Raw genomic sequence first — 11,799 nt, 5'->3', positions numbered from 1 at the left:
GTGCCGGCGGCGTGCGCGCCCATGCCGAACAGCGCGCCGCGCGCCACCGCGCTCCGCAGCGGGAGCCAGCGGACGAGCAGCTGCCCCACCACCAGGCCCACCACCGCGGTGAGGATCACGAACACCGCCGCGAGCGCCGGCACGCCGCCGAGCTCGCCCGCCACCTGCATCGCGAACGGCGTGGTGATGGACCGCGGCGCCAGGCTGAGCGCGAGCGGCCGCGCGAGCCCCAGCGCGCGGGCCAGCAGGAACGAGCTCCCGACGGCCACGGCGCAGCCGGCGAGGATCCCGGCGCAGAGCTCGGCGGCGTGCCGGCGGAGCAGGCCGGCGTGGCGGTGGAGCGGCAGCGCGAAGGCCACCGTGGCCGGGCCGAGGAGCTCGACGAGCAGCCGCCCGCCCTGCATGTAGCCCGGGTACGGCACGCGGCCGGCGACGAGGAGCGCCGCGAGCGCGCCCGGCACGACCAGCAGCGGCGTGAGCCACGGCCGCGGGAAGCGGCGGTGCAGCGCGCGGGCGGCCGCGTAGAGCGCGGCGGTGAGAGCGATCCAGGCGGCGGCGATCACGGCGCCTCCTCCCGGCGGCGCGCCAGCCACTCCACCGTGGCGCCGGTCACCGCCATGACGAGCACCGTGCTCACCGCCACCACCGCGAGCGCGCGCGCCCCCTCGCCGCCGAGCAGCTCCGGGTACTGGATGGCGCCCACCGCGGCCGGGATGAAGAAGAGCAGCATGTGGCGGAAGAGCCACTCGGCCCCGCGCTCCAGCCAGGCGGCCCGCACCAGCCCGAGCCGGAGCGCGGCGAGGAGCAGCAGCATCCCCACCACGCCGCCGGGGAGCGGCAGGCGCAGCGCGCGGGCGGCGAGCGCGCCCGCGCCCCAGAACGCGCCGAGCGCGAGGAGCTGGAGCGGGAGCCCGAGGCGCGCGGCGGCGGAGGGCGGGGGGGCGGCGGCGGGGACGGCGGGCGGCATCGGCGGAACCTAGGCGCCGGCCGGGCATGAGGGAAGTGAATCTTTCGACTAGGATTCATGCCGAACAGGCATGGAGGCGCGGATGGACCTGCGCGGGCTGGGCGCGTTCGTGGCGGTGGTGCGGCAGGGCGGCTTCACCCGGGCGGCGGCGGCGCTGCACGTGACGCAGCCGGCGGTGAGCAAGGCGGTGCGCGCGCTGGAGGACGAGATCGGCGTGCCGCTGCTCGAGCGCGGGGCGCGGCGGACCGTGCCCACCGAGGCGGGCCGGGCGGTGCTGGCGCGGGCCGAGGGCGTGCTCGCCGCGGTGCGGGCCATCGAGGACGAGGTGGCCGACCTGGGCGCGCTGCGCCGCGGCCGCGCCCGCGTCGGCCTGCCGCCCATGGTGAGCGGCGCGTTCTTCCCGCCGGTGCTGGCCGCCTACCGCCAGCGCTACCCCGGCATCCAGCTCGAGCTGCGCGAGGAGGGGGCGCGCGAGGTGGAGGCGCTGGTCGCGTCCGGCGCGCTCGACGTGGGCGTGACGGTGCTCCCCACCGACGAGGCGCGCTTCGAGGCGCTCCCGTTCGTGCACGACGTGCTCGCCGCGGTGCTCCACCCGGCGAGCCCGCTGGCGCGCCGCCCGCGGCTCGCGCTCGCCGACCTCGCCGGCACGCCGTTCCTGCTCTACCGGCCGGACTTCGCGCTGCGCGGCCGCATCCTCGACGCCTGCCGCGCGGCCGGGTTCTCGCCGCTGGTGGCGAGCGAGACCGGGCAGTGGGACTTCATGGCAGCCATGGCCGCGGCGGACGTGGGGGTGGCGCTCCTCCCCCGCACCATCTGCCGGCGGCTCGACCCGGCGCAGGTGGCGGTGGTGCCGCTCGCCGAGCCCGCCATCGGCTGGAACCTGGGCCTGGTCTGGCGGCGCGAGGCGACGCTCTCCGCCGCGGCGCGCGCGTTCGTCGAGACCGCGCGCGAGGTGCTGCTGCCCGGCCGGCGCCCGGCCTACCCGGCGGCGCGCTCCAGGCCGCGCACCAGGAAGTAGATGGCGTCCGGGTGGTGGAGCACGATGGCGCTGGTGGACTGCTCCGGCACCATCTGGCAGGCGTCGGTGAGCGAGACGCCGATGGTGCGGACCGGGTCGAGCAGCTTCCAGACCTGCCGCTGGTCGCCGAGCTCCGGCCACGACGGGTAGCCGGGCGAGTAGCGCTTGCCCTGGCCGTCGGGGAGCCCGAGCTCGGCGCGGACCTGGCGGTGCCAGTACTCGGCGAGCGCCTCGGCGGTCTCCACCGCGAGGCCGTGCAGGAACAGCGCGCGGGTGTAGTCGCCGCGCTCCTGCGCCTGCTCGGCGAGGTGGGTGGCCTGGTCGCCGACCGTGACCACCTGGAGCGCGCACACGTCGGCGCCGCGCTCCTCGCGGAAGTAGTCGGCGAGGCACAGGTTGCGGTCGTCCGGCTGGCGCGGGAACTGGAGGCGCGCCACCTCGGCCTTGCGGTGCGTGGGGTCGAGGACCACGAGGTCGTTCCCCTCGGCGTGGCAGGGGAAGTAGCCGTAGACGACCTTCGGCACCAGCCACCCCTGCGCCTGCGCCTCGGCCTTCAGCTCCTCCAGCTTCGGGCCGAACTCCTCGCGGATGAGCCGCTCGTACTCGGCCCCCTTCGCCTTCACGCCCCACTGCAGCTTGAACAGCTCGGCGAGGTCGAGGTGCGGCCACACGTCGGCGAGCGCGATGCTGCCGGACGGCACCACCCGCGGGCCCCAGAACGGCGGCGCCGGCACGCGCGCGGCGGGGGCGACCGAGCCGGTGCGCCGCGCCGGCGCCGGCGCCACCGGCTCCGCCGCGGGCCGGGACTTCTCGGCGACCGCCTTCTGCAGCACCTCGCGCTTCAGCGCCTCGCGGCGGCCCGGGTCCACGAGCGCCTCCACCACCTCGAGCCCCTCGAACGCGTCCTTGGCGTAGAACACGCCGCCCGCGTACGGGGAGCCGTCCTGCGCGAAGTGGGTGCGGTAGCCGAAGCGCCGGTTGATGGCCGCGCCGCCGATGATCACGGGGAACGACAGGTTGCGGCGGTGCAGCTCCTCCACGCAGAACGGCATCTGCTTGGAGGTGGAGACGAGCAGCGCGGAGAGGCCGATGGCGTCCGCGTTCACCTGCAGCGCCTTGTCGAGCACGGTCGCGACCGGCACCTGCTTTCCGAGGTCGTGCACGGTGAAGCCGTTGTTGGAGAGGATGGTCTTCACCAGGTTCTTGCCGATGTCGTGGACGTCGCCGTAGACGGTGGCGAGGACCACGTTCCCCTTGGTGGCGCCGGCCTTCTTCTCCAGGAACTGCTCGAGGTGGGCGACGGCCTTCTTCATCACCTCGGCGGACTGGAGCACGAACGGCAGGATGAGCTCGCCCGCGCCGAACCGGTCGCCCACGTCCTTCATGGCGGGCAGCAGCACCTGGTTCAGCACGTCCACCGGCGAGCGGCGCGTCAGCGCCTCGTCGATGAGCGCCTCGATGCCCTCCGGGCGGCGGTGCAGGATCTGGAGGTGGATGCGCTCCTCGGCGCCCTTCCCGGCGGCGCCGGCGAGCGGGTCCACCGCGGCCTTCTCCGGCGCGCCCTTCGCGCCGAAGTGGGCGATGAGCCGCGCCAGCGCGTCGGCCCGGCGGTCGAAGACGAGGTCCTCGGCGAGCGCCCGCTCCGCCGCGTCGATGGCGGGGTAGGGGAGGATGTCCTTCGGGTTGACGATGGCGAGGTCGAGGCCGGCCTGCACCGCGTGGTACAGGAAGACCGAGTTCACCACCTCGCGCGCGCTCTTCGCCAGGCCGAAGGAGACGTTGGAGACGCCGAGCGTGGTGAGCACGCCCGGGTTCTCCGCCTTGATGCGGCGGATGCCCTCCAGCGTCTCCACCGCGCTCCGGCGGTACTCCTCGCCGCCGGTGGCGAGCGTGAAGGTGAGCGCGTCGAACACCAGGCTGTCCGGCGGGATGCCGTGGTCCTTCGCCACCGCCACGATGCGCCGGGCCACCTCGGCCTTGCGCTCGGCGGTCTGCGCCATGCCCTTCTCGTCGATGGTCATGGCGACCACCGCGGCGCCGTAGCGGCGCACCAGCGGCAGCACCCGCCGCACCCGCTCGCCGGACTTCTCCAGGTTCACCGAGTTCACGATGCAGCGGCCCGGGTAGACCTTGAGCGCGCCCTCGATCACGTCCGGCTCGGTGGAGTCGATCATGAGCGGCGCGTCCACCGACTGCGCCAGCAGCTTCGCGAGCGTGCGCATCTGCGCCGCCTCGTCGTCGCGCTCGTTCAGCGCCACGCACACGTCCAGCACGTGCGCGCCCGCCTCCACCTGCCCGCGCGCGATCTGCACCAGGCCGGCGTAGTCGTCGGCGAGCAGCAGCTCCTTCACCTTGCGCGAGCCCTGGCTGTTCAGCCGCTCGCCCACCACCAGCGGGCGCGGCTCCATGGCGAGCGGGACCGCCTTCATGGCGGAGGACAGCTCGGCGGCGGGCGCGGGGCGGCGGCGCCGCGGCGCGGAGAGCCCGCGCACCGCCTCGACCACCTTGCGCAGGTGCTCGGGGGTGGTGCCGCAGCAGCCGCCCACGATGTCCACCCCGTACTCGGCCACGAACCCGGCGAGCGCGCGGGCCAGGTCGTCCGGGGACAGCTTGTAGACCGCCCGCCCGTCCTCGTTCTCCGGCATGCCGGCGTTCGGCAGCACCGAGACCCAGTGCGAGCACCGCTCGGCGAGCGCCTTCACCGAGGCGCGCATCTCGTCCGGGCCGGTGGAGCAGTTGAGGCCGACCGCGTCCACCGGCAGCCGCTCCAGCGTGGCGACCGCGCTGCCGATGTCGGTGCCGAGCAGCATGCGCCCGTTCGCGTCGATGAGCGTGGGCTGGGCAATGACGAAGACGTCGCGCAGCGCCTCGCGCCGGACCGCGTCGCAGGCCAGCACCGCGGCGCGCAGCTCCAGCATGTCCTGCTGCGTCTCGATGATGAGGGCGTCCACCCCGCCCTCCACCAGCCCCTTCGCCTGCTCGAAGAAGATCCGCTCCAGCGCGTCGGAGGTGATGTTCCCGAGCGCCGGGTCGGAGGACGACGGCAGCATGCCGGTCGGACCGATCGAGCCGGCCACGAAGCGCGGGTGGTCCGGGGTCGAGAAGCGCTCGGCGGCCCGGCGGGCCAGGATGGCCGCCCGGCAGTTCACCTCGTAGGTGCGGTGGCCGAGCCCGTACTCGTCGAGCTTCAGCCGCGAGGAGCCGAAGGTGTTCGTCTCCACCACGTCGCAGCCCACCCCGAAGTAGCGCGCGTGGATCTCCTCGATGAGGTCCGGGCGGGTGAGCGTGAGCAGGTCGTTCGCGCCCTCCTTCCCGCCGAACTCCGCGGCCGTCAGCTGGTGGCGCTGGATCTGGGTGCCCATGGCGCCGTCGAACACGAGCGGGCGGCGTTCGAGGGCTTCGCGGAAGTTCACGGGGTCGTCCGTTCGGAAGGGGCGGGGCGGAGGCCTGGAGGCGCGTCCGCAAAGTTAGAGAGATAACACCCCGGGCCGGCGCGATCGAGCCCGCCTGCAGGCCCGCCGCACCGGCGGGAGGGGCCCCGCCCGCCCCCCGGTCGCGTCGCGCGGCCGCGGCGCTAGGATCGGGCCATGATCCACGAGGCGCGCTACTGGGAGCCCGCGGCCGGCGGAAAGGTCCGCTGCACGCTGTGTCCTCGCGACTGCCGGATCGGGGAAGGGCAGGCGGGGTTCTGCTTCGTGCGGCGGAACGAGGGCGGGAAGCTCGTCACCTCCGCCTGGGGCCGATCGACCGGGTTCGCCGTCGATCCCATCGAGAAGAAGCCGCTCGCCCACTTCCACCCGGGCGCGCGGGTGCTCTCGTTCGGCACGGCCGGGTGCAACCTCGGCTGCCGCTTCTGCCAGAACTGGGACATCTCCAAGGCGCGTCTGGACGAGCTGCACTCGGAGGTGGACTGGACGCCGGAGCGGGTGGTGGCGCTGGCGCGCGACGCCGGCTGCCCCGGCATCGCCTTCACGTACAACGACCCCATCATCTGGGCGGAGTACGCCATCGACGTGGCCGACGCGGCGCACGCGGCGGGGCTGTTCACGGTGCTGGTGACGAACGGCTACGTGTCGCCGGAGGCGCGGCGCGACCTCTTCTCGCGCGCCGACGCGGCCAACGTGGACCTGAAGGCGTTCACCGAGGAGTTCTACCGGCGCCAGACGTTCTCGCACCTCGCCCCGGTGCTCGACACGCTGGAGTGGCTGGCGCGCGAGACGAGCGTCTGGACCGAGGTGACGACGCTCCTCATCCCGGGCCTGAACGACGGCGACGCCGAGCTGCACGAGCTGGCCGCCTGGATCCGCGACCACATGGGCCGGGAGGTGCCGCTCCACTTCAGCGCCTTCCACCCGGCCTACAAGCTGACCGACCGGCCGCGCACGCCGCCGGCCACGCTCACGCGGGCCCGCGCCATCGCCCGCGCCGAGGGGCTCCGCTACGTCTACACCGGCAACGTCCACGACCCGGAGGGCGACACCACCTACTGCCCGGGCTGCGGTGCGAAGGTGATCGAGCGCGACTGGTTCGCGGTGACGGCGGTGCGGATGAAGGGCGGCGCCTGCGCGGCCTGCGGGACGCGGATCGCCGGGCGCTTCGGCGACGAGGCGGTCCGGCTCGACGACGGGATCCCGATGCCGCTCGGCGTCCCGGTCTGAGGCTCAGGGCTCCGACTGGACCGGCTCGCCCTCGAGCGCGGCCGCCGCGGCGGGGGTGCAGGCCGTGGCCGGCTCGTCCGAGGACAGGCCGCAGGAGGCCTTGCCGCAGGCGGTGTTGATCCACTCGCAGAACTGCGCCCCGTCCGGCGCGCGGCAGGTCTTCAGCCGCTCGTCGCAGAGGTGCTCGACGTCCTTCGACGGGCTGTGGTTCTGCAGCTGCTCCTTCACGCTCCGCTCGCAGGCGTCGCGCGTGGTGCCGACGCCCACGCACTTGCAGAGCCGATCGCCCAGGTCCTGGCAGGGACCGGAGCAGCCGGCGAGGGCGAACGTCAGGGCGAGCGGGACGAGGAGCAGGCGGCGCATTCGGAGGGCGGGAGGATCACCCGAGCGTCCCCGGCCGTCAAGGACCGCCCGCCCTGAATGCGCCGCCGCCGCGGGCCGTCTGGTATCTAGACCGCCATGACCTCGAGCCTCCTCCTCGCCCTGCCCGCCGCGCTCGCCCTCGCCGCGTCCGGCCCGGTCACGCCCCCCGCCCCCGCGGAGGCCGGCGGCGCCGCGGCGGCGCGCACGCTCGAGGATCCGCGCGCGCTCGCGCGGAAGGTGCAGGCGTTCTACGAGCGGACCCGCGACCTCGAGGCGCGCTTCCGCCAGACCTACACCTACGCCGGCTTCGGCCGGCGCCAGACGTCCTCCGGGACCCTGCGCGTGAAGAAGCCCGGGATGATGCGCTGGGACTACGAGAAGCCGGCGCCGAAGACGGTGGCGGTGAAGGGCTCGCGCCTGGTGCAGTACGAGCCGGAGGAGAACCAGGCCTACGTGGACGAGGCGTTCGACAGCTCGGCCATGAGCGCGGCGGTGACGTTCCTGCTCGGCAAGGGCGACCTCCTGCGCGAGTTCGACGTGTCGCTGGACGGCGCCGGCGCGCTCCTGCTCCGGCCGAAGGAGGCCGACCCGCGGGTGGAGTCCATCGCGCTCACCGTGGCGGCGGACGGGCAGGTGACCGCCACCCGCGTGGTGGACGGCGCCGGGAACGCGAACGAGATCCGCTTCGAGGACGTGCGGCGGAACGTGGGCCTGCCCGACGCCGCGTTCGAGGTGAAGCTCCCCCGGGACGTTCGCCGGATCGCGGCGCCGAAGGCCCAGTAGTCGTATCCTGGCGCCCATGCCCGATCCCATCCTCGTCGCGAAGGCCCCCCGCGCGGGCGGCGGCTTCGCCGATCTCGCGCTGCTGCCCCGGCTGGCCAACCGCCACGGCCTGGTGGCCGGCGCCACCGGCACCGGCAAGACCGTCACGCTCCGCGTGCTGGCCGAGGGTTTCAGCCGGCTCGGCGTCCCGGTGTTCCTGGCCGACGTGAAGGGCGACCTCTCCGGCCTGGCGCGCCCGGGCGGCGAGGCCCCGAAGCTCGTCGAGCGCGCGCAGCAGCTCGGCCTCGCGCTCGCGCCCGAGGCCTGCCCGGTCGCGTTCCTGGACGTGTACGGCGAGGCCGGCCACCCGCTCCGCACCACCATCTCGGAGATGGGGCCGCTCCTGCTCGCGCGCGTGCTCGGGCTGAACGACGTCCAGGCCGGCGTGCTGAACGTGGCGTTCCGGGTGGCGGACGAGGGCGGGCTGCTCCTGCTCGACCTGAAGGACCTGCGCGCCATGCTGGAGCACGTCTCGGAGAACGCCGCGGCGCTCCGCGCGCGCTACGGGAACGTCTCGCCCACCAGCGTGGGCGCCATCCAGCGCGCGCTGCTCGCGCTCGAGTCGCAGGGCGGCGACCGGCTCTTCGGCGAGCCGGCGCTGGCGCTCGAGGACCTGCTCCGCACCGACCTGTCCGGCCGCGGCCAGGTGACCGTCCTCCACGCCGAGAAGCTGATCCGCGCGCCCACGCTCTACGCCACGCTGCTGCTGTGGCTGCTCTCGGAGCTGTTCGAGCAGCTCCCGGAGGTGGGCGACCCGGAGAAGCCGCGCCTGGTGTTCTTCTTCGACGAGGCCCATCTCCTCTTCGACGACGCGCCCGACGAGCTGCGGCAGAAGGTCGAGCAGGTGGTGCGGCTCGTCCGCTCGAAGGGCGTGGGCGTCTACTTCGTCACCCAGAACCCGCTCGACGTGCCGGACGCGGTGCTGGGCCAGCTCGGGAACCGGGTGCAGCACGCGCTCCGCGCGTTCACCCCGCGCGACCAGAAGGCGGTGCGCGCCGCCGCCGAGACGTTCCGGGCCAACCCGGGGGTGGACGTGGAGCGCGCCATCACCGAGCTCGGGGTGGGGGAGGCGCTGGTCTCGTTCCTGGACGAGAAGGGAACGCCGCACCCGGTGGAGCGAGCCTGGGTGCTGCCGCCGCGGTCGCGCCTCGCCCCGCTCACCGCGGAGGAGCGCGCGCAGGTCATGGCGGCCTCGCCGCTCCGCGGGCGCTACGACGCGCCGGTGGACCGGGAGTCGGCCTACGAGCGGCTGCAGCGGCGCGCCGAGGAGGCGGCGGCCGCGCCGCCCGCCCCCGCAGGCCGGCCCGCCCCGGCCCCGCGCACCGTCGGCGCCGAGGCCGCCTCGGCCCTGGGCAAGATGGCGCAGAGCGCGATGCGCGCCGCCGGGACGCAGCTCGGCCGCGAGATCATGCGCGGCATCCTCGGGTCGATGTTCGGCGGCGGCCGGCGCCGGTGACCGCCCCGGCTCCCCGCGCGGGAGCCGCGGCCCGGGACGCACCCGGAGCAAACCCGCCCGCCGTTATGATGGCCGGCGGGGGTTCCGGATGCTCGAGGCGGCGGACGCGGCGCTCCGCGCGGCGGTGGCGGACGCGGTGCGCGAGGCGCGGAGGCGCGGCGCCGAGGCGGTGGCCTGGATGCGCGTGGCGCTCCGCACCGCCATCCTGCTCGTCTACCTCCCGGGCTGGCACGACCCGGCCGCGTGGCACGCGGTCGCGCTCCGCGTGAGCGTCGCGTACCTGGCGGTCGCGACCGGCGTCCTGGTCCTGCTGCGGCGCCGGTGGCGCTGGGAGGCGGTGGCGCTCGCCGCGGCGGCCCTCGACGTCGCGGTGGTCGCGGTGGGCAGCTGGCGGGTGGTCGAGGCGGCGGGCGGCAACCTCGCGCTCGCGATCGCGGCCGGCGCCGGCAACGGCATGATGCTGATGGTGATCCTGTTCGCGGCGGTGGCGCTGCCGCCGGCGCCGGCCGCGGCGCTCTCGGTGGTCGCGGCGGCGAACCAGATGGCGCTCGCCATGCACTCCGGGGTGTCCTGGCGGCTGGTGCTCCTGGTCGGCCTCATCCTCTCCGCCGCGGCCTACGTCGCGATCCGGAACACGGTGCGCGCCACGGCGCTCGCGGCGCGGCTCGCGGCCGAGACCTACACCGCCTCGCTCTGCCGCGCCCACGGCGAGGCGCTGGCGAGGGCGAACGCGGAGGCGGTGGCGCAGCGCGACGCGGTGGTGGCCGCCAACCGCCAGGCCCGCGACCTCGTGCGCCTGATGGTGCACGACCTCAAGAACCCGCTCGCCGCGCTCCTCCAGTACCTGCGCCTCGCCGAGGTCGAGGTGCGCGGCCAGCCGGGCGCGGCGCAGGTGCGCGAGGACCTGGCGCAGGCGGAGGGCGAGGGGCAGCGGCTCGCCGAGATGATCGGCGACCTGCTCGCCATCTCGCGCCTGGAGACCGGGCCGGCCCGCCTCGCCGCGGACCCGGTGGCGATCGGGGATCTCCTGCACGCGGTGGCGCGGAGCTGCGCGCCGCACGCGCGGGAGCGCGGGGTGACCATCTCGGTGCGCGGCGGGGACGACCTGGTGGTGCGCATCGACCGCGACCTGTCGCGCCGGCTGCTCGAGAACCTGGTCGCGAACGCGCTCCGGCACTGCCGGACCGGCGACCGGGTGGAGCTCGCGGGCGAGGCGGACGGGGAGGGGGTGCGGCTCGCGGTCCGGAACTCCGGGCCGCCGGTGCCGTCCGCCATCCGCGCCCACCTGTTCGAGAAGTTCGCGCCCGGCGAGGCGCGCGAGTGGACCAGCGCCGGGCTGGGGCTCTACCTGTGCCGGCTGGTGGCGGAGGCGCACGGCGGTGGGGTGGCGCTGGTGGACGCGCCGGGCTGGACGGTGAGCTTCGAGGCGCGGCTCGGGCCGGCGCAGGCCGGCGGGGAAGGGGCGGCGCGCGCGGCTGCGCTGGCGCCGGAGCGCCGGCCGGGCTAACACCCGGGCCATGCCCGGGAACCTCGCGCCGCTCTCCTTGGTCCTCCTCCCGCTCGTGCTCGCCGCGTGCAACCGCCGGCCGCCCGCGGACCCGGCGTTCGCGGCGGAGTGGAAGGCGTGGCACGACCGCCGCGAGGAGCGGCTGCGGACGCCCACCGGCTGGCTCGCGCTCACCGGGCTGCACTGGCTCGAGCCGGGCGAGAACCGGCTCCCCGGCCTGCCGGGGACGTTCACGCTGGAGGGCGGCAAGGTGACGCTCGCCGCGGCCCGGTCCGACGGCTACGCGCTCGGCGGCGCGCCGCTGGAGCGGCGGGCGCTCGCGCCGGACAGCGCCGGCGAGCCGGACCGGGTCCAGCTCGGCGCCTCGGTGACGCTGGCCGTGATCGAGCGCTCGGGTCGGTTCGCGGTGCGGGTGTGGGACGCGGCGGCGCCGGCGCGCACCGGGTTCCGGGGCGTCGACGCCTACCCGCCGGATCCGCGCTGGCGGATCGAGGCGCGCTGGGAGGCGTACCCGGCGCCGCGCGAGGTGGAGGTGCCGAGCGTCATCGGCGTCGCCACCCGCGAGCTCGCGCCCGGGCGCGCCCACTTCACCGTGGAGGGCCGGGAGGTGGCGCTCGAGCCCACCGCGGAGGAGGACGGCGGGCTGTTCTTCGTGTTCAAGGACGCGACCGCCCGCGACGCGACCTACGGCGCAGGGCGCTTCCTCTCCGCCGCGGCCCCGCGCGACGGCAAGGTGGTGCTCGACTTCAACCGCGCCGTGAACCCGCCGTGCGCGTTCTCCGCCTTCGCCACCTGCCCGCTCCCCACGCCGGAGAACGTCCTCCCGGTCCGGATCGAGGCGGGGGAGAAGCGCTACGGGGCGCACTAGCGACCCTCGTCCGCGCGCGCCGGCGCCGCCGCGGGCGGGCTCGATATCGGTGCCTCCCCCGGTCGGGCGAGTCGCCGCGCGCGCACGGCGCGACCCGGGGGTCGCGGTTCCCGGCACGTCTTGCGCCGGCGCGCGGGCGC

General features: G+C 75.5%; 10 protein-coding genes. 6 read left to right on the top strand and 4 right to left on the bottom strand.

What is annotated here, in order from left to right; all coding sequences use genetic code 11:
* Both PSR1_RS07435 and PSR1_RS07430 read right to left on the bottom strand, forming a co-directional pair.
* Positions 1 to 563 (bottom strand): LrgB family protein (locus tag PSR1_RS07435; protein ID WP_059436982.1); only part of this gene is annotated, 563 nt, incomplete at its 3' end.
* Positions 560 to 967 (bottom strand): CidA/LrgA family protein, encoded by a 408-nt coding sequence (locus PSR1_RS07430; protein WP_059436981.1) that lies wholly within the window; start codon positions 965 to 967, stop codon positions 560 to 562. The genes PSR1_RS07435 and PSR1_RS07430, both read right to left, overlap by 4 nt.
* A gap of 82 nt (positions 968 to 1,049) precedes the next feature.
* On the opposite strand from PSR1_RS07430, the gene PSR1_RS07425 reads away from it, so the two are divergent.
* Positions 1,050 to 1,985, top strand: coding sequence for a LysR family transcriptional regulator (locus tag PSR1_RS07425; RefSeq protein ID WP_059436984.1), 936 nt, complete (start codon positions 1,050 to 1,052; stop codon positions 1,983 to 1,985).
* Here PSR1_RS07425 and metH read toward each other — a convergent pair.
* Positions 1,946 to 5,398, bottom strand: a complete 3,453-nt coding sequence (gene metH, locus PSR1_RS07420; protein ID WP_059436980.1) for a methionine synthase — start codon at positions 5,396 to 5,398, stop codon at positions 1,946 to 1,948. The genes PSR1_RS07425 and metH overlap by 40 nt on opposite strands.
* 174 nt (positions 5,399 to 5,572) lie before the next feature.
* Between metH and amrS the strand changes: the two genes are divergently transcribed.
* Positions 5,573 to 6,643 carry an AmmeMemoRadiSam system radical SAM enzyme gene (gene amrS, locus PSR1_RS07415; protein ID WP_059436979.1) on the top strand — a complete coding sequence of 357 codons (1,071 nt, stop codon included), beginning with the start codon at positions 5,573 to 5,575 and terminating at the stop codon, positions 6,641 to 6,643.
* A gap of 3 nt (positions 6,644 to 6,646) precedes the next feature.
* Here amrS and PSR1_RS07410 read toward each other — a convergent pair whose 3' ends face one another.
* On the bottom strand, positions 6,647 to 7,006 hold the full coding sequence (locus PSR1_RS07410) for a hypothetical protein (RefSeq protein ID WP_059436978.1): 360 nt from the start codon (positions 7,004 to 7,006) through the stop codon (positions 6,647 to 6,649).
* A gap of 96 nt (positions 7,007 to 7,102) precedes the next feature.
* Here PSR1_RS07410 and PSR1_RS07405 point away from each other — a divergent pair, with 96 nt between their 5' ends.
* From PSR1_RS07405 to PSR1_RS07390, 4 genes are all read left to right on the top strand, one after another.
* Complete coding sequence (locus PSR1_RS07405; protein WP_059436977.1) at positions 7,103 to 7,789, top strand: outer membrane lipoprotein carrier protein LolA; 687 nt, start codon at positions 7,103 to 7,105, stop codon at positions 7,787 to 7,789.
* Positions 7,790 to 7,805: 16 nt separating this feature from the next.
* A complete protein-coding gene (locus PSR1_RS07400; protein WP_059436976.1) occupies positions 7,806 to 9,284 on the top strand; it encodes a helicase HerA-like domain-containing protein in 1,479 nt (492 codons plus the stop codon).
* Positions 9,285 to 9,372: 88 nt separating this feature from the next.
* Entirely contained in the window at positions 9,373 to 10,791 is a 1,419-nt protein-coding gene (locus PSR1_RS07395; RefSeq protein WP_059436975.1) for a sensor histidine kinase KdpD, read from the top strand.
* Between the two features lie 10 nt (positions 10,792 to 10,801).
* Positions 10,802 to 11,659 (top strand): DUF1684 domain-containing protein, encoded by an 858-nt coding sequence (locus PSR1_RS07390; protein WP_059436974.1) that lies wholly within the window; start codon positions 10,802 to 10,804, stop codon positions 11,657 to 11,659.
* Positions 11,660 to 11,799 lie beyond the last annotated feature (140 nt).

The sequence above is a fragment of the Anaeromyxobacter sp. PSR-1 genome, assembly GCF_000964525.1.
Classification (GTDB): Bacteria; Myxococcota; Myxococcia; order Myxococcales; family Anaeromyxobacteraceae; genus Anaeromyxobacter.
The sequence above is the reverse complement of the archived record's forward strand: the minus strand, read 5'-3'. Positions and strand labels throughout refer to the sequence as shown.